20 protein-coding genes and 3 pseudogenes are annotated in these 22,470 nt (G+C 62.3%); 12 read left to right on the forward strand and 11 right to left on the reverse strand.

Going from position 1 to position 22,470, the window contains the following annotated elements; translation table 11 throughout:
• Positions 1-21: 21 nt before the first annotated feature.
• Both ACTORR_RS04230 and pssA read right to left on the reverse strand, forming a co-directional pair.
• Positions 22-2,568 carry a bifunctional diguanylate cyclase/phosphodiesterase gene (locus ACTORR_RS04230; protein WP_313365011.1) on the reverse strand — a complete coding sequence of 849 codons (2,547 nt, stop codon included), beginning with the start codon at positions 2,566-2,568 and terminating at the stop codon, positions 22-24.
• Between the two features lie 79 nt (positions 2,569-2,647).
• Positions 2,648-3,976 (reverse strand): CDP-diacylglycerol--serine O-phosphatidyltransferase, encoded by a 1,329-nt coding sequence (gene pssA, locus ACTORR_RS04235; RefSeq protein ID WP_262109792.1) that lies wholly within the window; start codon positions 3,974-3,976, stop codon positions 2,648-2,650.
• Positions 3,977-4,155: 179 nt separating this feature from the next.
• Here pssA and ACTORR_RS04240 point away from each other — a divergent pair, with 179 nt between their 5' ends.
• Complete coding sequence (locus ACTORR_RS04240; RefSeq protein ID WP_054885148.1) at positions 4,156-4,374, forward strand: DUF2970 domain-containing protein; 219 nt, start codon at positions 4,156-4,158, stop codon at positions 4,372-4,374.
• Positions 4,375-4,652: 278 nt separating this feature from the next.
• Here the strand turns inward: ACTORR_RS04240 and ACTORR_RS04245 are convergent, their stop codons facing one another.
• On the reverse strand, positions 4,653-5,729 hold the full coding sequence (locus ACTORR_RS04245) for an ABC transporter substrate-binding protein (RefSeq protein ID WP_099813375.1): 1,077 nt from the start codon (positions 5,727-5,729) through the stop codon (positions 4,653-4,655).
• Between the two features lie 214 nt (positions 5,730-5,943).
• On the opposite strand from ACTORR_RS04245, the gene ACTORR_RS04250 reads away from it, so the two are divergent.
• The 5 genes from ACTORR_RS04250 to ACTORR_RS04270 all read left to right on the forward strand — a co-directional run bounded on the left by ACTORR_RS04250 (position 5,944) and on the right by ACTORR_RS04270 (position 11,952).
• Positions 5,944-7,596 carry a nitrite/sulfite reductase gene (locus ACTORR_RS04250; RefSeq protein WP_313365010.1) on the forward strand — a complete coding sequence of 551 codons (1,653 nt, stop codon included), beginning with the start codon at positions 5,944-5,946 and terminating at the stop codon, positions 7,594-7,596.
• Positions 7,580-8,074 (forward strand): DUF934 domain-containing protein, encoded by a 495-nt coding sequence (locus ACTORR_RS04255; RefSeq protein ID WP_054885151.1) that lies wholly within the window; start codon positions 7,580-7,582, stop codon positions 8,072-8,074. The genes ACTORR_RS04250 and ACTORR_RS04255 overlap by 17 nt, the downstream gene beginning before the upstream one ends.
• Before the next feature lie 125 nt (positions 8,075-8,199).
• A complete protein-coding gene (locus ACTORR_RS04260) occupies positions 8,200-9,774 on the forward strand; it encodes a hypothetical protein (protein ID WP_441343555.1) in 1,575 nt (524 codons plus the stop codon).
• Between the two features lie 141 nt (positions 9,775-9,915).
• Complete coding sequence (dkgB, locus tag ACTORR_RS04265) at positions 9,916-10,719, forward strand: 2,5-didehydrogluconate reductase DkgB (RefSeq protein ID WP_099813373.1); 804 nt, start codon at positions 9,916-9,918, stop codon at positions 10,717-10,719.
• Between the two features lie 63 nt (positions 10,720-10,782).
• Entirely contained in the window at positions 10,783-11,952 is a 1,170-nt protein-coding gene (locus ACTORR_RS04270) for an MFS transporter (RefSeq protein ID WP_313364751.1), read from the forward strand.
• A gap of 41 nt (positions 11,953-11,993) precedes the next feature.
• Here ACTORR_RS04270 and ACTORR_RS04275 read toward each other — a convergent pair.
• Positions 11,994-12,338, reverse strand: a pseudogene (locus tag ACTORR_RS04275) (sn-glycerol-3-phosphate transporter); the annotation flags it as partial.
• A 231-nt stretch (positions 12,339-12,569) separates the two neighbouring features.
• Here ACTORR_RS04275 and ACTORR_RS04280 point away from each other — a divergent pair.
• Both ACTORR_RS04280 and ACTORR_RS04285 read left to right on the forward strand, forming a co-directional pair.
• Positions 12,570-12,839 carry a hypothetical protein gene (locus ACTORR_RS04280; protein ID WP_054885155.1) on the forward strand — a complete coding sequence of 90 codons (270 nt, stop codon included), beginning with the start codon at positions 12,570-12,572 and terminating at the stop codon, positions 12,837-12,839.
• The gene (locus ACTORR_RS04285) at positions 12,836-13,567 is read left to right on the forward strand and encodes a zeta toxin family protein (RefSeq protein ID WP_054885156.1); all 732 of its coding nucleotides are present in this window, start codon (positions 12,836-12,838) and stop codon (positions 13,565-13,567) included. The genes ACTORR_RS04280 and ACTORR_RS04285 overlap by 4 nt, the downstream gene beginning before the upstream one ends.
• A 94-nt stretch (positions 13,568-13,661) precedes the next feature.
• Here ACTORR_RS04285 and ACTORR_RS04290 read toward each other — a convergent pair.
• Both ACTORR_RS04290 and ACTORR_RS04295 read right to left on the reverse strand, forming a co-directional pair.
• A pseudogene (locus ACTORR_RS04290) lies at positions 13,662-14,479 on the reverse strand (sensor histidine kinase).
• Positions 14,476-14,637, reverse strand: a pseudogene (locus tag ACTORR_RS04295) (winged helix-turn-helix domain-containing protein); the annotation flags it as partial. The pseudogenes ACTORR_RS04290 and ACTORR_RS04295, both read right to left, overlap by 4 nt.
• A 245-nt stretch (positions 14,638-14,882) precedes the next feature.
• Between ACTORR_RS04295 and ACTORR_RS04300 the strand changes: the two are divergent.
• From ACTORR_RS04300 to ACTORR_RS04315, 4 genes are all read left to right on the forward strand, one after another.
• The gene (locus ACTORR_RS04300; protein WP_099813369.1) at positions 14,883-16,115 is read left to right on the forward strand and encodes an MFS transporter; all 1,233 of its coding nucleotides are present in this window, start codon (positions 14,883-14,885) and stop codon (positions 16,113-16,115) included.
• A gap of 31 nt (positions 16,116-16,146) precedes the next feature.
• Complete coding sequence (locus tag ACTORR_RS04305; RefSeq protein ID WP_099813367.1) at positions 16,147-16,920, forward strand: AraC family transcriptional regulator; 774 nt, start codon at positions 16,147-16,149, stop codon at positions 16,918-16,920.
• Between the two features lie 335 nt (positions 16,921-17,255).
• Positions 17,256-17,441: a hypothetical protein gene (locus ACTORR_RS04310; RefSeq protein ID WP_054885162.1), complete on the forward strand. Its 186-nt coding sequence runs from the start codon at positions 17,256-17,258 to the stop codon at positions 17,439-17,441.
• Between the two features lie 127 nt (positions 17,442-17,568).
• A complete protein-coding gene (locus ACTORR_RS04315; RefSeq protein WP_054885163.1) occupies positions 17,569-18,786 on the forward strand; it encodes an amidohydrolase family protein in 1,218 nt (405 codons plus the stop codon).
• A 22-nt stretch (positions 18,787-18,808) separates the two neighbouring features.
• Here ACTORR_RS04315 and ACTORR_RS04320 read toward each other — a convergent pair whose 3' ends face one another.
• The 5 genes from ACTORR_RS04320 to ACTORR_RS04340 all read right to left on the reverse strand — a co-directional run bounded on the left by ACTORR_RS04320 (position 18,809) and on the right by ACTORR_RS04340 (position 22,039).
• Positions 18,809-19,318 (reverse strand): hypothetical protein, encoded by a 510-nt coding sequence (locus tag ACTORR_RS04320; RefSeq protein WP_262109780.1) that lies wholly within the window; start codon positions 19,316-19,318, stop codon positions 18,809-18,811.
• Between the two features lie 78 nt (positions 19,319-19,396).
• On the reverse strand, positions 19,397-20,122 hold the full coding sequence (locus ACTORR_RS04325) for a DUF72 domain-containing protein (RefSeq protein WP_313364748.1): 726 nt from the start codon (positions 20,120-20,122) through the stop codon (positions 19,397-19,399).
• A 95-nt stretch (positions 20,123-20,217) separates the two neighbouring features.
• On the reverse strand, positions 20,218-21,024 hold the full coding sequence (locus ACTORR_RS04330) for a DUF3618 domain-containing protein (protein ID WP_313364747.1): 807 nt from the start codon (positions 21,022-21,024) through the stop codon (positions 20,218-20,220).
• On the reverse strand, positions 21,021-21,446 hold the full coding sequence (locus ACTORR_RS04335) for a phage holin family protein (protein ID WP_099813361.1): 426 nt from the start codon (positions 21,444-21,446) through the stop codon (positions 21,021-21,023). The genes ACTORR_RS04330 and ACTORR_RS04335 overlap by 4 nt, the downstream gene beginning before the upstream one ends.
• The gene (locus tag ACTORR_RS04340) at positions 21,446-22,039 is read right to left on the reverse strand and encodes a hypothetical protein (protein WP_054885168.1); all 594 of its coding nucleotides are present in this window, start codon (positions 22,037-22,039) and stop codon (positions 21,446-21,448) included. Before ACTORR_RS04340 ends, ACTORR_RS04335 begins: the two co-directional genes overlap by 1 nt.
• Between the last annotated feature and the right edge of the window lie 431 nt (positions 22,040-22,470).

Genomic DNA, 22,470 nt, shown 5'->3' on the forward strand with positions numbered 1-22,470 from the left:
CATGCAAATGAGTGTAACCGTTCAAGGTACGACAGGTCCGGTGGCGATCCCCGCCTCCATCAAACGCACCAACGCCTGGTTTTCCACCGGTTTGCTGAGCAAGAAACCCTGCACCTCGTGGCATTGGTCATCGCTGAGCAGCGCCAGTTGTTGCGGGGTCTCGACACCCTCGGCAGTGACGGTCATGCCCATGGCATTGCCCAGGTTGATGATGGCCTGAACCACGCTGCGGTCACTGTCGCTCTTGCCCAGCGACTGCACGAAACGCTTGTCGATCTTGATGCTGTCGAACGGGTAGGTACGCAGGTAGCCGAGTGACGAATAGCCAGTGCCGAAATCGTCCATGTTCAGGCGCACGCCCAGTTCCTTGAGCGCATTCATGGTATGTAGCGCGCCCTCGACATCGTTGAGCATGACGTTTTCGGTGATTTCCAGCTCCAGGCGGTGCGCCGGCAGGCCGGTGTGCCTGAGCGCCTCCGCCACGTCACGTACCACATCGCTGCGGCGAAACTGCGCCGGCGACATGTTGACCGAGACCAGCACGTCAAGCGGCCAGCTGCGCGCACGGCTGCAGGCTTCATGCAGCACCCAGCTGCCCAGTTGCACGATCAGGTCCGACTCTTCGGCCAACGGGATGAAACGGTCCGGGTGCAGTAGCCCCAGGCGCGGGTGATGCCAGCGCACCAGCGCCTCGACGGAGGCCACCGTGTTGCCATCGACCTTGAAGCGTGGCTGATAATGCAACAGCAACTCGCCACGCGAGATGCCCGCACGCAGATCGCCTTCGAGCGTGCGTTTTTCCAGCAGCGCCGCGTTCATCTGCGTCGAGAAATAGCGCCAGGTGTTTTTGCCGGCCTGCTTGGCGCTATAGAGGGCGACGTCGGCATAGCGGATCAGGTCGCCGGGGGTGCCGGGGTACTCGGCCGAGAGCACCACCCCCAGGCTCGCGCCGACCTGCACGGCATGGCTACCCAGCGTGATCGGCCGACGCAAGGTGTCGATCAGCCGCGCACAGAAGCGGTCCATTTCCTCTCGCTGACCAGGCCGCACCAGCACGACGATGAATTCGTCCCCACCCAGGCGCGCCACCAGGTCACTTTCACGGGTCACCTCGCCGAGGCGCCGGGCTACCTCGATCAGCACCGAATCGCCAGCCGGGTGGCCGAGGCTGTCATTGATCGGCTTGAAGTTGTCCAGGTCGAGCATCAGCACGGCCACGGGCACGGGCTGGTCCTGCTCGAGAAAACGGAACAGTTTGTTGCGATTGGGCAGGCCGGTAAGCGCATCGTGCAAGGAAAGGTGCTGGATCTGGGCGTGGGCAGCCACTTCGTCGGTAATGTCACTGCAGGTACCACGGAAGCCTTTGCAGATACCCTGCTCGATGATCGCCCGCGCCGCGATGCGGCACTCGCGCTGCTGGCCCAGGCGGTCGCGGTACTGGCAGCGCAGGCTGGCGGTCGCTTCGGTGGCTGCCAGATTATGCAGCCAGGTCTCGACAGGGCTGGTGTCGCAGGCCAGCAGTTGCGTGAGGGGGCGCTGCAGCCATTGCTCGACAGGGTGGCCGGTCAGCTCGGCGAACCGTGCGGAGAGGTAGGTCAGGTGCTGCTGGACATCGGTTTCCCAGATCCAGTCCGAGGCCGCCTCGGCGACGGCCTTGAAACGCGCCTCGCTGGTTTCCAGGGCGTTCTTGGAGGCCGCCAGCTGGCGGTGGCTGCGGTCGATACGGGCGCTGGCGCGGATGGCATAGCGGGTGAGCAATGCCGTCAACAGGCCAAACACCAGCAATACCAGGCTCAAGGGTGCGACCACCGTGCGCAACAAAATGGTGCCGGGGCGCTCGATTTCCCAGGTCAGGGCCTGCCCGGTGCCTTCCAGCGGCAAGTAACCCAGGCCCGCTTGCGGGACTTTGCTCGCGGTGGTGGCGAAACCACTCAAACCGACCGCCTTGGCCAGCTCTGCGAGCATGACCGCGTCCAGTGCACGCACGAACACCAGCACCGCATTCGGCGCCGCCACATGGTGCGGTGTCGAGGGGGAGCGAATGACGGCAGCAGAAAACAATGCAGGTCGTCCGGCGAACATGACAAACCCGGACGCGGCCTGATCCTGCTTGACCGCGGCACGCGCCAATTGCATGACCCTGCTGCCGCTGGCGCTGAAATCGTCAAACGTGCGGGTGCTGAGTTCGCCTTTGATCACCGCATAGTGGGTACCGTCATCGTCCAAAACAAACACGCCCTCGTAGCCATTGTCGCTATAAAGGGTCTGGCCGACATTATCCTCGTCATACGCCCAGTGGCTGTCCACCGGCCCTGCCAGGTGATCGTAGGCGGCCTGCCAGAAAGCGTAGCTGAGCAGGTAGGCACGCTCGTTTTTCTGGAGTTGCTCAAGGGAAGACTGCGTGTGAAAACTGCTTTGGCTACGTTCGCGCTCATCGAGTGACTGGGCGATCCGGTACAGCGAGACCATGCCCAGCACCAACGCCACCAACAACAGTGCCGAGAAGGCCAGGACCAGCTGTCGGACCACGAGACTGCGCGGCGAGCCATTGCCAACAAGTGATTCCATTCGCAGAGCCTTTTACCAGGGTTCGTCAAAGTGGACCCCGACCGATTGGCAAGGATCGATCCAGCTGACGACTGGCGGCCTACAGGACCCTTTTGATCAACGGCTCCAGCCGGCTGTAGCGCAGGCGCCGCAGGAACTTGCGCACTTCCTTGGGATGCTCGGCTTTCTCGCCCAGCTCATCCACCGTGCCGATCTGCGGCGCATGCCGGCGAATGCCCTCCAGCTCCACCGCCCGTGGCACCAGCCACTGCCCGTGCGGGTCATCGATCAGCAGCCCGTTCTCCAGGTCCAGGTTGAACCCGCGTGGGTTGAGGTTGTTGCCGGTCAGCAGCGAATAGCGCTGGTCGACCCACACCCCCTTGGCATGGAAGGTGTGGCCCGGATCGTTCCATATCCGTATCAGCAACTGGCCGCTGGCAATCGCGGCCTGACGGCGCCGGGCAAAGGCCCGCAGGTTGTCCTCGTACAGGTACGGCAAGGCACCACTGGCACTGAACGGCTCGCCCGGGGCGATATAGAAGTCGTTGGCGGTGCGGTGGCCGACGATCAGCTCGATGCGCACGCCCCTGCCCAGTGCATGGTCGATCTCGCGCATTACCACCCGAGGCGGGTTGAAATACGGTGTGCTGATGATGATCTGCGCACGTGCCACCGCCAGCAGCGCGCATAGCGTGCGGTTGAGCGGGTTGCCACGGCCGACGCCCAGCAGCGGGATGACACGCAGCCCCTGCCCCGCAATGGCGGGCGGTGCGTCATAGGCCATACGCCGCAGGCGCGCACGCAGACGCCGGATATCGCCGCGCAGGCTGCGGGTTGCAGGGGCAGCAGGCAGGTCCAGACGCGGCGTCGCGGTGTGGTGCAACAAGCGTCGAACCAAGCCGACCATGGCATCGGCCAGGGCCGGCGACTGGAACAGGTGGTAACGGTCGAGCCGGTAGCGGTCGAACCGGTGGAGATAGACGTTATTGAGGCTGGCGCCGGTGTAGATCACGCAATCGTCGATCACGCTGCCTTTCAGGTGCAGTACACCGAACAGCTCGCGGGTCTGCACCGGCACACCATGAATCACCACATCCAGCCCACGCAACTGGCGCTGGGCCTGATACCAGGCGGCATTGCCCGGCTGGCGCCCGGCCCCCAGCAGGCCACGACGGGCACGGAACCAGTCGACCACGATGACGATCTCCAGGCCCGGCCGCTCGGCCTTGGCCTGGTACAGGGCATCGAGCACCTCCTGGCCGGCCTCGTCCTCTTGCAGGTACAAGGCAACGATCACGATTCGCCGGGTCGCCGTGGCGATGCGTTCCAGCAGGCAGGTGCGGTAGGCCGCGGCATCCGGCAACACCTGGATCGCTTCGGGGGCGATGGCGAAGCCTGGCAACGCCGCCAGCATGGAGTCAGGGTTCAAATCGAGTCACCTTTGGTCTGCAATCAGGTCCGTGCTGGCGGACACGTCTATTGTTCATCGCGCCACCGCGTCAAGCCGAAAACCTTATCGTGAGGAACCGACCGTGGCAATGTATCCAGCCAAGCTCATGCGCGTTGCCTACACTGTTGCTGATTGCCGCTGATTCTTCAGGAGCCACCATGGACGATTCCAGCCAGGGCAAGCCCCCGACCTTCTGGCAGATGCTGCACAGCATTCTCGCCGCCGCCTTTGGTGTGCAAAGCGGCAAGAACCGCGCCCGCGACTTCACCCACGGCAAGGCCAGCCACTTCATCGTGCTGGGCACGCTGTTCACCCTGGTGTTCATTGCCGTACTGATCGGCCTGGTGCAACTGGCGCTGCACCTCACTGCGCGCTGAGCACGCTGAAATAAAACGCAAACGCCTGCGAGATTCCCTCCCGCAGGCGTTCTGCCTGGATCACGGTCTTGAGTTCAGGTCACTGGTGGCTGACCCAATACACCGCGGTGACCACCACCAGGACGATCAGGCAAAGGATCGCCCAGGCATCGACACTGCTGTCAGCTTTGCGGACCTTGGTAGAGTTTCCCATTGCATTGCCTCTTGTAGTGGTTATGGGAATGCACTTCACCACCAGCAGTTAAGACGAGCTATGCCCTTCACTCAAGCAAGGTCTTTCAATAGTCGACGGGTGACGTGAGAAACGGGTACTGGTAGCTCGGCGGCTGCCCTTGGGCGCTGTAATGCTGGAAATCGACACCGTAGTCGTCGCGCTCCAGCAGCTTCAGCCAACGCCGTGCCTTGGCCTGGTCGATCGACTGCAGCACGGGCAGCACATGCTCTTGCTTACCGTCGCGGTTGACTTGCAGGCCTTGGGCATCGTCGTGCAGCAATACCATGGCCCAGCCCCCCAGGGTGGTATGCCCGCCCATCAGCACGCCAAGGCGCCCATCGATCCGGGCGCGCAAGGCTTGCGGCGAGCTGTTGACAGCGGCGAACACCACGTCGCGCCCAGGCTTGCGCCCGGCTTCCTCGAACGCCTGCATGGCACCGAAAGCCATCTGGTCGTTGGCTGCCCACACCAGCCGGGTCCGGGGATAGCGCTGCACCAACTGTTTGGCTTGCTCGTAGGCGCGCTCGCGGTTCCAGCCGCCATACACCACCTGGCGCAGGCGCACCTGAGGAAAGTCTGCCAACGCCTGGCGCATGCCTTCTTCACGCAACTGCGAAGCCGGGGTGGTCTTGACACCGGCAAAGGCCACCAGGTCGATCGGCTCATTGTCTCGGGGCAACAATGCGACCATCTCGTGCAGCATGCGAAAGCCTGCCTGCTGATCGTTGGCGGTCAAGGTACCGAGCACCTGCCCATATCTGTCGGGCTGGGCCTGGATGCTCCGGGCCTGGTTGGCGGTGAGGCCGTTGTTGACCAGGAACAGCTTGACCCCGGTCCCACGGGACAAGCGGATGATCTCTGGCGCCAGGTACTGTTCGTTGACCAGCACCAGGTAATCCGGCCGCTGCGGGCCATCGAGCGTCGCCCGGGCCTGGCTCATCGCCCGCCCGGCATCGCGCTCGCTGTACTCGACCCGCAGGGTCATGCCCAGCTCATCGGCGGCGGCCTGCATGAAACGCGAGTAATTGACCCAGAACGTCTCGTTGGAGTGGCCAGGGTTCAGGAAGACCACCGAAGCGGCCTGAGCGGAAGCTGCCAAAGGCAGGCTCAGGCACAAGCTTTGGCAAAGCGCCTTGAGCATGCGGATACACCCTTTGAAACAAACCACTGAGTATAAACCCGTCGCCTGATAGGGGAATAAATGCCAGTCAGTCTCACTTAGTTCGTTTGGTTCTTTTCATATGCAAAAACATCACTTTAGCGCATAAACCCAACCTGCTATCGTTCCCCGGCTCCGAACCGGAGTGCGCGGCCGTGCGCGCGAATAGCTGCATGCAGCCTGAGACAGGACTTTTATGTACGTATACGACGAGTACGATCAGCGGATCATCGAGGACCGCGTCAAGCAGTTCCGTGATCAGACCCGCCGCTACCTGGCCGGTGAGCTGAGCGAAGAAGAATTCCGCCCTCTGCGCCTGCAGAACGGCCTCTACATCCAACGTTTCGCGCCGATGCTGCGCGTCGCCGTGCCGTACGGCCAGCTGAACGCCAAACAGGTTCGCACCCTGGCCAAGATCGCCCGCGACTACGACAAGGGCTACGCCCACATTTCCACCCGCCAGAACGTGCAGTTCAACTGGCCAGCGCTGGAAGACATCCCGGATATTCTCGCCGAACTGGCCACCGTGCAGATGCACGCGATCCAGACCAGCGGCAACTGCCTGCGCAACACCACCACCGACCAGTTCGCCGGTGTGGCTGCGGATGAAATCGTCGACCCGCGCCCCTGGTGCGAAATCGTCCGCCAGTGGACCACCTTCCACCCGGAATTCGCCTACCTGCCGCGCAAGTTCAAGATCGCCATCAACGGCTCGCAAGAAGACCGCGCCGCCATCGAAGTGCACGACATCGGCCTGGAGCCGGTGCGCAACGCCGCTGGCGAGCTGGGCTTCCGCGTGCTGGTCGGTGGTGGCCTGGGCCGTACCCCGGTGGTCGGTTCGTTCATCAACGAGTTCCTGCCGTGGCAGGACCTGATCAGCTACCTCGACGCCATCCTGCGCGTGTACAACCGTTACGGTCGTCGTGACAACAAGTACAAGGCGCGGATCAAGATCCTGGTCAAGGCTCTGACCCCTGAAGTGTTCGCCGAGAAGGTCGAGGCCGAAATGGCCTACCTGCGTGGCGGCAGCACCACCCTGACCGAGGAAGAAGTCCAGCGCGTCTCGCGCCACTTCGTCGATCCGGATTACCTGGCCCTCGACAACGTCGACTACAGCGCCCAGGATGCCGAGTTCCCGGGCTTCGCCCGCTGGCGTTCGCGTAATACCCGCGCCCACAAGCGCCCTGGCTACGTGGCCGTGACCCTGTCGCTGAAGCCGACCGGTGTTGCCCCGGGCGACCTGACAGACAAGCAGCTGGACGCCGTGGCCGACCTTGCCGAGCGCTACAGCTTCGGCTTCCTGCGTACCTCCCACGAGCAGAACATCATCCTCGCCGACGTCGAGCAGCGCCAGTTGCACGCGCTGTGGATGGAACTGCGCGAAAACGGCTTCGCCACGCCGAACATCGGCCTGCTGACCGACATCATCTGCTGCCCGGGCGGCGACTACTGCTCGCTGGCCAACGCCAAGTCGATCCCGATCGCCGAATCGATCCAGCGCCGTTTCGACGACCTGGACTACCTGTTCGACATCGGCGAGATCGACCTGAACATCTCTGGCTGCATGAACGCCTGCGGCCACCACCACGTCGGCCACATCGGCATCCTCGGGGTGGACAAGAAGGGCGAGGAGTTCTACCAGGTATCGCTGGGCGGCAACGCCGCGCGCGACGCCAGCCTGGGCAAGATCCTCGGCCCGTCCTTCGCCCAGGATGACATGGCCGATGTGATCGAGAAGCTGATCGCCGTGTACGTCGAACAACGTACCGAGGAAGAGCGTTTCATCGACACCTACCAGCGTATCGGCATCGACCCCTTCAAGGAACGCGTCTATGCAGCGAATCATTAAGAACAACCAGATCGTCGACGAAACCTGGCACCTGCTGCCCAAGGACACCGCGTTCGACGAGCTGACCAACTGCGACGACTACATCGTCCCGCTGCAGATGTGGCGCGACCACGCCCACGTGCTCAAGGCCCGCGATGGCGGCCTGGGCGTGTGGCTGGACAGCGACCAGGAAGCGGAAGAAATCGGCGAGGACGTGCAGCACTTCCAGGTCATCGCCCTGAACTTCCCGGCCTTCACCGACGGGCGCAGCTATTCCAACGCGCGCCTGCTGCGTGACCGCTATGGCTTCAAGGGCGAGCTGCGCGCCATCGGCGACGTGCTGCGCGACCAGCTGTTCTTCATGGCCCGCTGCGGCTTCGACGCCTTCGCCCTGCGTGCCGACAAGGACCCGGAAGATGCCCTGCAAAGTCTGAAGGACTTCTCGGTTACCTACCAGGGCGCCACCGACGAGCCGCTGCCGCTGTTCCGGCGCCGCTGATCGGCACCTGCAATGCCCTACGGCCCGCCTTTTGGCGGGCCGTTTCGTTTGTGCGCAATACACATTCAGGTTTCCTGATGGCACGCCGATAGCATGGATACCCACAGAATCCGCATGGAACGCCGATGATGAACCCGATAGCTGCCGTTCGCACCTTTCCCGTCCAGATCGCGCCTGCAGCGACAGCCCAGATCAACGCAGCCAGCCAAGCCCCCGGCACGGTGACGCGCGCCAGTACGCAGGTGATCCTCGGCCAGCCAACGGTCGGCACGGACAGCGACATCTACTCCGCCAAAGGCAACTTGGGCAACACCTCGAACCGCTACATCTGGGAAACGCCGGCTGTCGACAAGCTCAGCCAATACATGGCCAGCGCCGTGCAATCGGGTGCAACCAGCACACGCTTCCAGGGCCTGGGGGCGGCGCTGCTGGCGCAACTGGCCGCCAATGGCGGTGAGACCATCGCCCAATCCGGCTTACTGGTCAGCGATACATCCGCGCCCAACGAGCTGATCCTCGGCCTGCAGCAGTCGCGCCTGCGCGAATACGCCAGCAATAGCATCACTTTCAACCTCACCACCGCTTCCGGCGCCACTGTGACCTTGGGCCTGTACAGCAGCGAGCAAGGCCTGGCCGTGGATGCGCAGGTACAAGGCGGTACGCTCAGCGCCAAGGAGCTCGATGGCCTGGCAGCGCTCGCCAACAGCTTCCAGTCGGCCATCAACGGCCTGACCCAGGAGCCGCCGAGCCTCCAGCTGGGCGCACTGGTCAAGCTCGACCCAAACCTGTTCACTGGCCTGCAACTGGACGCGCAACTGGTCACCAGCAGCGGTGAACGACAAACCTTCGAACTGCGCCTGGACGACCAGACCCGTAGCCTGAAACTGCTGGGGCCCGGTGGCGAAGTGAAGATGAACTTCGACACCCAGGGCGGCGCTTTGCTGGGTAATCAGGCCATGCGTCAGGCTGCGGTGGCCAACTACCTGACGCAATTTGACGCCGCGCAGCAACGCGGCCATGGCGACGAACACCTGATGAGCCTGTTCAAGGATGCCTTCAGCCAGCTCAACAGCGTCGATGACGACAGACCTCGCACAGCCGGTGCGGCAGCCGCCCTGAACCGCAACAGTCGCCTGCTGCTCAACGGCCTGGCCGACTTCAACGCGTCTGTCAGTCAGCCCACGCTGCAGCCCAATCCGGTGAAGCCGGAAGAGGCAGACTACTTCAGCTACCAGGTTTCACAGGCAACCCAGATCAACGGCGGCCCCCACCTGTCCGTGGAGCAACAGCAACAGGCCAGTCTGAAGGCCGCTTGGCATCAAGGGTTCAACCCACTGGTGGCCCTGCAGCTGACCCGTGACAGCGAATCGCAGAACTACCGCTATCACGAGGTCGACGACCAGTCGAACAGCACGACCCGCCTCGGCTTCAGAAACGGCGTTCTGACTGAAGCTCGCGTGTCGCAACAGGCTAGCCAGACGGAGCGGGTCCGTTCCTACCAGAATGGCATCGAGATCTCGGATGTCGACAAGCACTTCTCCAACAGCAAGGATCGGGACCTGCTGGGCGTCCTCGACGCGCTGCTGCGAAAGGACAGTGAAGCACAGCGCATCGGCGCGCAGTCGGCCTTGGAACAACAACTGCTGGGACTGAGCCAACTGTGGTTGCTGCAATCCAATCCGGCGCAGATCAAGCATTGATTGCGCCACCTTGCCTGAACTGCATGAGCTCAGGGGTCATTTGTGACTTCAAGTCAAATGACCTTGGCCCTGCCCTGCCTTAATCAAACACGCGGAATCCCGCACACTGCTCCTTACCGTTCTCTCACCTGGAGCAGATTCATGAGCATCCCATCCTTCGGCCTCGGCACATTCCGCCTAACCGGCCAAGCCGTCATCGATTCGGTCAAGTCGGCCCTGGAACTGGGCTACCGGGTCATCGACACGGCGCAAATCTACAAGAACGAAGCTGACGTCGGGCAGGCCATCGCCGAAAGCGGCGTGCCACGCAGCGAGTTGTTCATCACCACCAAGATCTGGGTCGAGAACTACGCCGCCGACAAGCTGATCCCCAGCCTGCGCGACAGCCTGCAGAAACTGCGCACCGACTATGTCGACCTGTTGCTGATCCACTGGCCGGCCCCAGGCAACGGCGTTGAGTTGGCCGAATACATGGAAGCCTTGGCTGAAGCCAAGACATTGGGCCTGACCCGTCAGATCGGCGTCTCCAACTTCAACATCGAGCTGACCCGCCAGGCCATCGCCGTGGTCGGCAAAGGCGAAATCGCCACCAACCAGATCGAGCTCAGCCCGTACCTGCAGAACAGCAAGCTGACCGCGTTCCTCAAGGAACAAGGCATCACCGTCACTTCGTACATGACCCTGGCCTACGGCAAGGTGCTGAAAGACCCGGTACTGGCCGAGATCGCCAACAAGCACAAGGCCACCGTCGCCCAGGTTGCGCTGGCCTGGGCCCTGCAGCTCGGTTACGCGGTCATCCCGTCTTCAACCAAGCGTGAAAACCTGGCCAGCAACCTGCTCGCCCGCGACCTGCACCTGGATGACCAAGACATGGCGCGCATCGCCACGCTCGAGCGCAATGGCCGTGAAGTCAGCCCTGAAGGCCTGGCACCGATCTGGGACTGATGCCATGACTGTCGCCGAATACCGATTGCAGCGCGTTCATCACACCGCGCAGGAGGCTGCATCATGAAAGCCGGACGTGTCCTGTTCGCCCTGGCCATCGGTGCCTTTGGCATCGGCACCACCGAATTCACGCCGATGGGCCTGCTACCGGTGATCGCCCAAGGCGTAGACGTCAGCATCCCCAGCGCTGGCATGCTGATTACCGCCTATGCCATCGGCGTCATGGTCGGTGCGCCGATCATGACCTTGCTGTTCAGCCGCTTCGGCAAACGCGCGGCACTGATGGCATTGATGGCGATTTTCACCGCAGGCAACCTGCTCTCGGCGCTGTCGCCAGACTATTACACCCTGCTCGCCTCACGCCTGGTCACCAGCCTCAACCACGGCGCTTTCTTCGGCCTGGGCGCCGTGGTGGCCGCCAGTGTCGTGCCCAAGGAAAAGCGGGCCAGCGCCGTGGCGACCATGTTCATGGGCCTGACCATCGCCAACATCGGCGGCGTGCCGGCGGCCACCTGGATAGGCCAGCAGGTCGGCTGGCGCATGGCCTTCGCTGGCACTGCGGGGCTCGGCCTGCTGGCCATGGCGGCCCTGTGGTATGCCCTGCCCAAGGGTGAGCGCGGCAGCGTGCCACATGTGCGCAAGGAACTGGCGGTGATCGCGCGCCCCAGCGTGCTGCTGGCGATGGCCACCACGGTGCTGGGCGCTGGCGCCATGTTCACCTTGTATACCTACGTGGCGCCAGTGCTGGCGGCGCTGACCGGCGCCTCGGACAGTTTCATCACCCTTGGCCTGGTGCTGATCGGCGTTGGCTTCACCTTGGGCAACAGCCTGGGTGGGCGCCTGGCCGACTGGTCGCTGGACGGCTCGGCGCGGATCTTCCTCGGCGTGCTGGCGGTGATCATGCTGTTGATGCCGCTGGTGCTGGGCAGCCATATCGGTGCCGCCATCGCTTTGCTGGTGTGGGGCATGTTCACCTTCGCCGTGGTGCCGCCACTGCAGATGCGGGTGATGATCGCCGCCATCGAGGCACCTGGGCTGGCGTCGTCGATCAACGTCGGTGCGTTCAATCTGGGTAACGCGCTTGGCGCAGCCTTGGGCGGCGCGGTAATCAGCCTGAACCTCGGCTATGCCGCAGTGCCGATGGCCGGTGGTGTGCTGGCGGCTGCCGGGTTGCTGCTGGTATGGCTCGGTGGGCGCAGCAAGGCTGCGGATAAAACCCTGGGCACCGCCTGAACTCACGGATAGCGCCGAACCTGAGGGAGCGGCGCTACCTGTCAGAATCTCAATCCTACGTTGATCATCCCCGCAGCCCCTCCCAGCACCACGAACTCGGCCCCCACCGGCCCCCAATGCACGCCGAACGACGGAATGATCACCGGCGCAACGCCGAAGTGGTTCAACGGGATCTTGTCGTCATATTCGCCCTTGTAGCCCTCGATCAGGCCGGCGCTCAGCTTGGCATACACGGGATAGCGCTCGTGCTCCCAGACCTTGCCCAGGTAGGCGTAGTAAGAGCGCTGGGAGAACGAGTTCTTGAAGGTCGCCGCGCCCCATAACAGGCCGTCAGTGTAGATACGCTCGATGCCGATCAATTCCTGGTGGTTGTTGTGCTCCGGTCCGTGGGTCCAGGATTGCAATTGCGCTGAAGCGGCCAGCGGCCGAATTGTGCGATGAATCAGAATTGGACTACACATCATGGCGAAAACAGCTAAGCGCCTTCGTGCCACACTCAGGCACGACCTCTTATCAGGACCGCCAAGATGCCATCCTTTGATGCCTTTTTACCGTGCCAGCGCTATGATGTCCCCTATGCACACAATCTGTTTCAGGTTGTCTGGAGGTATCTACCCATGGCTGCAAAAGCCAAGCATGCCACTGAAACTGAGCTCGACGCACTGGAGCAGTTGATTCCCGACTGCGCCACTGAAGCGACGCATTCCGCTTATCTGCGGGCGCTGCAAGTGAGCCGGCACGGCGTACTGCGCACCGATGATGGCCATCTCGTGCGGGTTGCTGCTGACGGCTCCAGAACAGTCGTGGCCAAGGCCAAACCCCGGCGCAGAGTCAATATTGGCGAGAAGATCAGCGTAAGGAAGGTCAGCGAGAATCCGACCCAGTGAAGGCCCGCAGGCTGCGGGTATTCGCCGGCCCCAATGGATCTGGCAAAAGTACTATCAAGGCTGACCTGCCGGCAGCCCTCACGCGAATTTTCGTCAATGCCGATGAATTGGAGAGAGAAGCCAAGGCCACTGGCTTTATCGACCTGGCAGTCTTTGAAATCGAAGCCAGCCTGGCTGAGCTGGTTCTATTTCACACCGATCATTACCTGATACGGCAGAAGCAACTGACTGATGAAGCCAGAATGCTGGGCCTGCACGGCTCGTGCGTCGACTACAGGCAGATCAAGGTGAATTCCTATTTCGCCTCCGTTCTGTCTGACTTCATTCGGCACCGCTTGCTCGATGAGGGTGTCAGCTTCAGTTTCGAAACTGTCATGTCGCACCCCAGCAAGGTCGAGTTCATGCGCAGTGCCCAAGCGCGGGGCTACCGTACTTACCTTTACTTCGTCTCGACTGAAAACCCTGAAATCAATATCGACCGGGTACACATTCGAGTGCAGGAAGGTGGGCATCCAGTCAGACCGGATCTAGTCAGAGAGCGCTACGCACGGGCATTGGACTTGCTGCCGGACGCTATCGCAGTCAGCAATCGCGCCTACGTATTCGACAACTCAGGTGAGTGTGCTGTGTGGCTGGCGGAGATTACTGAAGGCACCGAGCTTGAGTACCGAGCTGAACAGATTCCTGACTGGTTCTTCGATGCGTACATCGACGAAGTCGAGCCCTGAAAACTGGCAAAGACGGGGAAACCTGCCACTGACCACTACCACACCGCCGTGCGCTATGCCTACGAATACCGGCCTGAGCCACCTGAGCCTCTGATCAGCACACTGGCAAGCTGACCTTGACCTCCAGCCCGCCGCCCGGGCGGTTGGCCAATGTCACGCTGCCGCCTTGCTCCAGCACGATCGCGCGTACCGCCGGCAAGCCGAGGCCGGCACCACCGGTGTCACGATTGCGCGAACCTTCGATGCGGAAAACGGCGCGAACACGCGCTCCTGTAACTCGGGCGCGATGCCAGGCCCGCGATCCAGCACGGTGATTTCCAGTTGCTCGGCGGTTACCGCCAGCCGCAGCTCAGGCGCCAGACCGTATTTGACCGCGTTGTCCACCAGGTTCACCAGCACCCGCTTGATACCCACCGGCCTGCCAACGTAGACGCAGCGCCGCGGCGCGTCGAGTTTGTCACTCAGCTCGATCATCAGGGCGTAGCCGCGCGCGGGTTCGAACTCCCACAGTTCGGACGCTTCAAAGGCCTGGATCCGAGCATCAGGCCGTTTCAACAAGGCCCGCAGGGTTGGCGCGCCCTGGCGAAACTCGGCATCGACCAGTTCCGGTATACCGGCCTGGTCACGGCTGCGCAGCCATTGCACGGAGTAAGAACCATCGCCTGCTGCGCTGGCGATGCCGGGGCGCTGTGCGACGGGCGCTGTATCGAGGATGCGAGTGACCGCGGCGACCTTCTCGATCACGCCGCTCTCCAGCAGCGGCGGTTGCGCCCACACGCTCAGCAGCAGGCTGAACAGCCCCTTGAGCAACAGCAGGATGAACATCGCCGTCAGGGTGGTCAGGGCAATCCAGCGGGCGATGGTGATGCGTGGCCGCGGCAAGGCCCTGCGCAGCCTGCTCAACAGCGTCATCGCCTGACCACGCTGGCAGTGAACAGGTAGCCGACATTGCGCAACGTGCGGATCAACGGTTCGGCACCCGCGTCGCTCTCCAGCTTGCGCCGCAACCGGCTGACTTGCACGTCGATGCTGCGGTCATAGGCTTCATACGACTCACCCCGGGCCTGATCCTCAGCCGTTATCGGGAACGTTATGCCGACGGTGGCGATACCCAGCGCCACGAAGTGCATCGCCGCATACCGATCGCCACGCTGTTGAAGTGGATGGCCAGGGCAGGCACGTCATAACGCGACACCCGCCTACTGAATGTCCGAATCGCGACAGTGGGTGCCTGTTCGGCGTGAGACAGGCATTTCCCGGCTGGATAACCTTCGTCGGGCAATGCCTTGCCATCATTCGAAAAAGAGCCTCGCCCATGACGACTCCTGCCGCCACCTTGGCCCCACCCACCACCGCCGACCAACCCCAGGGTTTTCTGGTCCGCATCGTCGGTGCCGCCGCCTTCGCCCACCTGCTCAACGACCTGATCCAGGCCGTGCTGCCGTCGATCTACCCGATGCTCAAGAGCGACTTCTCGCTGAGCTTCGCCCAGATCGGCTGGATCGCCCTGATCTACCAGGTCACCGCCTCGCTGCTGCAGCCGTGGGTCGGCATGTACACCGACAAGCGCCCCATGCCTTACCTGCTGCCCACCGGCATGCTGTTCACCCTGGTGGGTATCGCCCTGCTCGCCTTCGCCAACAGCTACCCGATGTTGCTGTTCGCCGCTGCGGTGGTGGGTATCGGCTCGGCGACCTTCCATCCCGAAGCCTCACGGGTGGCGCGCATGGCCTCCGGCGGGCGCTTCGGCACCGCACAGTCAACCTTCCAGGTCGGCGGCAACACCGGTTCCGCCATCGGCCCGCTGCTGACCGCCGCCATCGTCATCCCCCACGGTCAGCCTGCCATCGCCTGGTTCATGCTGGCGGCCGCCCTGGCGATCTTCGTGTTACTGCGCGTCACTGGCTGGACCATCCGCCACGGCCAGACCCAGCTCAAGGGCCTGGCCGGGCAACAGGCGCCAGGACTGCCCACAGCCGCCATGTGGCGCGCAGTGGGCGTGATCGCCGTACTGATGTTCGCCAAATTCGTCTACATCGCGTCGTTCACCAACTACTTCACCTTCTACCTGATCGAACACTTCGGCCTGAGCGTGCAGCAAAGCCAGCTGTATCTGTTCGTGTTCCTTGCTGCCGTGGCCCTGGGCACCTTTGCCGGCGGGCCGGTGGGTGACCGTATCGGGCGCAAGGCGGTGATCTGGATTTCGTTCCTCGGTGTAGCCCCGTTCGCCCTCGCCCTGCCCTACGCCAACCTGGCCTGGACTGCGGTGCTGGCGGTGGCCATCGGCCTGGTGATGTCGTCGGCCTTCGCCGCGCTGGTGGTGTACGCCCAGGAGGCAGTGCCTGGCCGCGTCGGCATGGTCTCGGGGGTGATGTTCGGCCTGATGTTCGGCATCAGTGGCATCGGCGCTGCAGGCCTCGGCGAACTGGCCGATCTGCATGGCATCGAGTGGGTCTACCAGGTGATTTCGTTCCTGCCGCTGCTGGGCTTGGCCACCGCGCTGCTGCCGGCCACCCGCTCGAAAGCACGGCCTGCCCGCTGCTGCTAAGATGGCCGCGCCTGTTGGACTGGACACGATCATGGTCAAACCCCAGCACGAACTGCTGATGGAGGTCGATGAATGGACCTGGGAGGTGGGCAGCCGGGCAACCGACTACCCGCCAGACTGGTACATCGCCCCTCACTCGCACGCCAAGCACCAACTGATCTACGCCATCAAGGGGCTGATGCTGGTCGAGTCCGAGGCCGAGCGCTGGACTGTGCCACCCAGCCGCGGCATCTGGATGCCCAGCGGCCAGGTGCACGCCATCCGCTGCGTCGGTGACGTGAAGATGCGCAGCGTGTTCGTGCGTCCTGATACGGCGCTCGAACTGCCGCAGCAAAGCAAGGCCATCAGTATCTCGCCGCTGCTCAGCGAGCTGATCAAGGCGTCGGTCGACTTCGCTGGCCCTTTTGTCGAGGACTCACGCGAGGCGCGGATCATGCGCCTGATCCTCGACGAGATCTGCGTGCTGCCGACCTTGCCGCTGAAACTGTTGCAGCCCAGCGACAAACGCCTGCGCACGCTCTGCTCAGCCTTGCAGGCACGCCCCCACGACACGTCGACCCTCGCCGACTGGGGTGTGCACCTGGGCGTTGACGAGAAGACCATCCAGCGCCTGTTCCGCAAGGAAACCGGCATGACATTCGGCCAGTGGCGCCAACAGGCGCGCCTGATGCAGGCGCTGGAGCGCATCGCTCTGGGCGAACGCATCGTCGATATCGCAGCCACGCTGGGCTATGACAGCCCCAGTGCATTCGCCAGCATGTTCAAGCGCCAGTTCGGTATCACGCCCAGTCAGTTCTTCAAGTGACCACCGCCAACTGCCAGGCGCCCGGGCGATGGTGCCGCCTGGCAATTGCTACATAAAGTTGCAGCCAGGGTGAAAACGCCTTGGCTGCGCTGGCCACGCTCATGGCGACGACGGCCTGCCGCGAAGCTCAGCAAATACGGGCATTTGGCTGACATTCAATGCACATGAATTGAAACAGCTAGCAGGCGGATTTGTAGGACGTTTCTTCCGAGCGCTGTAGGCAGAATCGCCGCATCGCCCCTTTCCTGTATGAAACCCCAGTTTCTGCAAGATTTTGTCACTGATACGGTCCACTTTTCCTACAACGGCACGGACGCCAATGCCGCGAGAGCAACATGGATCAATACGACAAATCTGGCCTGGCCTTACAGAAAAATCTGCTCAATCTGCGTCGTGAACGGGATCGCTTGAGGACCGAAGGCAAGCATCAGGAGGCTGAACGACTGGCGCAGGAAATTTCGCGCATCGAAGCGGTGGTGGCTGCATTGCCCGCAGAGGCCAAACCACCAACGTTGCAGTAGGTAAGCAAACGGCCCTTGCCTGTATCAAGAAATACACTGTGGTCGATCCTGATAATTAATTTGTGAGGGGGCCGGATCATCCCTACCGTATGACGCTAGTCAAGTCTGGGAAGCAAAGGCCCCTTTCATGAACGACCGTGAGTTCATCAATGCCATCGACGCCGATGGGCTACCCCTGAACATCGCCGTGCGCGGCGGCCGCATCAGCCACCTCGGCGCGCACCGCGCCCGCACCGCCGCCATTGAGACCATCGACCTGGAAGGCCTGCTGGTGCTGCCCGGCTTCGTCGACGGCCACATCCATCTGGACAAGAGCTTTGTCGGTGACCGCTGGCGCCCGCACCAGCCGGTCGCCAGCCTGCGCGAGCGCCTGGCCGTGGAAAAACGCGAACTTGCCAGCGCCCCACCGATCGTCGAGCGCGCCGACGCGCTGATCCGCCAGGCCGCCTCGTTCGGCACCCTGGCCATGCGCTGCCATGTCGACGTCGATGCCACCACTGGCCTGGCCAACTTGCGCGCCATCCTTGAAGCCCGCGACAAGTGGAAAGACCTGGTCGACATCGAACTGGTGGCTTTCCCGCAGGCCGGTGTAGTGACCTGCCCTGGCACCGCGCAGGTGATGGAGGCCGCCGTGCGTGAAGGTGTGCAGGTGGTTGGCGGCATCGACCCGACCACCCTGGACGGCGATGCCGACGCCCAGCTTGATATCGTTTTCGGTATTGCCGACCGCCATGGCGTGAAGGTGGACATTCACCTGCACGAACCCGGCGACAGCTGCATCGCCCAGCTCGAGCGTATCGCCGCCCGTACCCAGGCACTGGGCATGCAAGGCCTGGTGGCGGTCAGCCATGCCTACGGCCTGGGTGATGTCAGCGACGCCGTGGTTGACCGCACTGCCGAAGTGCTGGCCCTTGCCGGCGTTTCGATCATGACCAATGCACCCGGCGACCACGCCTTCCCGCCTGTGCTGCGCCTGCGTGCCGGTGGCGTGCGGGTGTTCACTGGCAACGACAATATCCAGGACGCCTGGTGGCCCTATGGCAACGGCGACATGCTGCAGCGGGCGATGCTGGTCAGTTACCGCTCTGGTTTCAATACCGACGAGGAGCTGCGCGTAGCATTGGAAATGGCGACCGTGGCCAGCGCCGGGGTGATGGGCAAGCAGGATTACGGGTTGAAGGTCGGCAATGAAGCCAGCTTCATCCTGTTCAAGGCTCCGAATGCAGCAGCGGCGGTGGCGGCAGCCATTCATGAACGGGTAATCGTGCGCCACGGCGCCTTCTGGGGTGGGCCTGCGCAGCTACAGCTGAAGGCTGCGCAGTTCGCCACCGAACTGCGTCGCTAGCGAGAGCCATGGCAAAGCGCGCTTACTGAATGTGCTTGAGCTTTTCGAGCATGGCGGCGCTGCCCTTGAGGTAACCGGTGACCTCGCCATCGTCCCGTTTGAATTTGATGCCCATCACCTTGTTGTCCAGCTTGACCAGCTCGACCGATGCCCGGATGACTTCGTGGGGATGAGTGACTTCTGCGGGCGCCTTGCCTTTCTGGATGGAAACTTCGCTGACGGTCTGCTCGAACCTGTTGTGTTCAGCATCATACGACCAGGACGACTGCTGCACGATCTTCTGCATTGAGTTCTTTTCGCTGAGGATCAGAAAGTCGGTGGCCGAACCGTCTGCCCTGAGTAGCAACAACGCCAGCGCCTGGGACGTGCCATCATCGGCGTTGGAGTACCAGACGCCATACAGGTCGCTTTTCAGGTACCTGGGCGCTGTGTTTGCCGTTTCACTTGGCGGCTTTGCTGTGCCGGGTGTGGAACAGGCGCAGAGCACCAGCGGAGCCAGCAGTGCGATTGCTACGGTGAGGTACTTTCTCATTACATTCCTGGGGCTTTTCAGTATCCGATCCGCAGCCTCACCCTTTCTTGACTGGCCGCGGGTTTCCTTTGAACAGGCTCAACCTGCCTGCATCGACAAACAGCGCTGCAACTGCAGCGCATTGGCGGTCGCTGCACCCGAGGCAGTGTTGTCGAAAATACACCATGTGCGGTGTCCGGCTGCGCAACTGAGGCGCAAATGTTCAGCCAAACCATTCAGGTACTCACCCGAATACTCGCTGTGATAGATCCGCGGTTCGCCGTGCAAGCGCCAATAGTTCAGGCCTGGCCATCCAGCCGGCGATGCGTCGGTGCCGAATCGCGCTGGGTTGGCCGCAACCTGAGCTACCTGCTGATCCATCAACAACGCCTGTGCGTCATGCCAACTGCTGTGCCTCGGCTCCAGAGCCAGCGGGCCTTCATAGCATTCACGCACCCTTTCGAAAAAACGCCGCGCAACGGCGTAATCATAGATCAGCGACGGGGGTAGCTGTATCAACAGGCATCCCAGGCGGCTACCTAGTTGCCCACATTGGGCCAGGAATTCGGCAAGCGGGCTCTCGCAGCCCTGCAAGCGCAGCTCGTGGGTGATCCTTTTGGGTACCTTCACTGCGAAGCGAAAATCCTCAGGCACAGACGAAGCCCAGCGAGCGTAGGTTTCTGGCCGATGGGGTCGGTAGAACGAACTGTTGATCTCCACAGCGTTCAACTGGCCAGCGTAGCGTTGCAGGTGGGACCCCGACTGTGGAAAGTGCTCGGCATAGCGACTTGGCAGGCTCCAGCCCGCACATCCCAGATGGATCATGCTGATCCTCCCTGCTTACCCGTTACTGATAATCGATCGGGATGAACACCAGCCCTTTGCATACTGAAAGGGCTGGCGAGACATGGGCTTGCCAATCATGGGGTGAAACCCAGCCCGGCAGAAAGGTCAGAGCCTTCAGCTTTGCGGCCCACCTGTGATGACCCGGCATCACCCGCCTGATGGATAGACTGCTCGACCGACGTCTTCACCTCGCTGCCCTTGGCCTTGAGGGTATCGGTCAACCGGTCACTGCTGGCGCCCATCAGTTGATCTTCTTTGTGCGTGCTCGGTAGCGCCGCCCCCAATGCCGCACCCAGGGCGATGCCCAAGGCTGCCAGCACCAGCGGCTGTTCTTGCAGCAGATGATCGAATTGCCCCTTCAATGCCGTGGTCTGGTCCGCGACCCTGTGTGCGGTACTGCGCACGGTATCAGCTGACGCACCCACGGAATCGCGCGCACCGCTGCCCAGCTCACTGGCCCGATCGCGCACGTCATGGGCCTTCATGCGTGCTTTCTGGCTTGCGTCGTGCATCGCTGCTCCGGCATGGGCGAAGGCATCTTTCACCGTGTCTACGGCATCGCCGAGTTTCTCGCCCAATCCGGGACCGTCATGCGCCGGCCCAGGGTTGAACGGGCGGTTCTGATTCAGGCCCAGCCATGCCAGGCCCAGCACCGTCAAGGTAGCGGGTACCGGATTATTTTTGAGCGTGGTGCCGAGGTTCTGGAAAAACTCGCCACCATGGCCTTTGGAATAGGCCAACACCCGGTCAAGCATCTGGCCTGGGCTCAGGCGCTGTTCGAGTGCATCTACCAGGTCGCTGATATGCTCGCGCTTGGCGTTGATTTCCTGCTCCAGCAGCTGCGGGTCTTTTTGCGCATCAGTCTCGAAAGGAGTGGTCATGGCAATTTCCTCTTCAGCGTGTCCTTGTCCTGTTGCATGGCATGCAAGGTGCGGTCAGGTGCCAAATGGCCGGGCTCGAATTGCTTCTTGCCAGACTGCAGCATGATGAAGCCAATCACTACCGTGACTGCGCCGACGATCAACGCTGCCAACCACGGCGCGACCACCAGCGCCAACGCGTAGACCGCCGCCATCAGAAGGATGACAAAGCCCGCCAGCACCACGATCGCCCCGGCTGCCACCGCCGCCGTACCCGCCTTCAAGGTGGCCAGGTTGTGCTGCAATTCAGCCTTGGCCAGCGCCAGTTCCTTGGTGAACAGCTCGGGCACTTCCCGCATCAATTGGCGCAGCAGCCCACCCACGCCGACCGAATCGTTTTCCGAGGAGTGCAAGCCTGTGTTATGCAAAGGATCGTTGTTCATCATTCACCTCCTTTGAGCGGGTCGCGCTCGAACGGGCTGCCACTGACTGGCGTACCGGCACCTGTCCCAACGGGATCGTTCGGGGTGTAAAGAGTGCTGGTGGATATGTCGCTGCCTCTGTCAGGTGTTTCTGGCTGCGCAGGATGCGGCGGGCTGAAAGCCGCAGCCGCAGGACGGTCTGGTTCCTGGGTGGCAGTGGCTCGGAGGAAACGTGACACGGCAAAGCCGACTGCAACGCTACCGGCCAGAAACAGTGCCGGGTTGCTGCGGGCAAGCTGTGCGCTGCGTTGCAGCAGGCTCTCGGCGCTTTCGTGACGTACCTGTTCGGCGAACTCGCCCACATATTCAGCCGCCTGGCTGAGATAGTGCGAGAGACCCAGGCTGTCGTTGCCTTCCAGCGCCGACGCCGCTGATCGCGCACCCTCCTTCAGCGAATCGAGCTGGTCGGCTGCAGTATCGCGATAATGCTCAAACTGTTCGCTGCCCTGGTGCCTGGCTTCACCCAGCAACGCTCCGGCCTCTTGATGGATGGCATGCACGTGGTCCTGGAGGTTGCCGGGTGGGGATGTCGAGCTTTGGTCGGTCTTTTCCATCGTTGTACCCTCGAAGCTGATTGGAAGTGAATGCCGGTTTTGAGAGGCATTCTTGCGAGGGACGCGTTGCAATCGAAGGGAGTTCAGCGCGCATGACCTGTGACATTTGCTTAAGGACCCAAAGGTAATCGTGACATCAACCGGGCTGCTGATAACCGCCGCGCATGCTTTGACGGCGTATCCGCTAGCGTGAAACGCCCCCCCGCAGTCCGCTTGGCCATCTACCAAAGTCTGGATCTCGGCGAAGACCTCTGAGGTCACGCAAAGGGACTCCGCTGCATCCCGAACAACTCGTGGACCATGATTGCCTGGGCTATCTGTTCTGCGATCAAACCGCCGCCTGTAGAGGTGCTCAAGCGCGAATGCTTCGTGGCCGATCGCGACCGGAATTGGATTCTTCGTTGGTTTCGAGACTCTCTATAACGATCAGC

This window comes from Pseudomonas sp. SAR267 (assembly GCF_052077595.1).
GTDB classification, from domain to species: Bacteria; Pseudomonadota; Gammaproteobacteria; order Pseudomonadales; family Pseudomonadaceae; genus Aquipseudomonas; species Aquipseudomonas vlassakiae.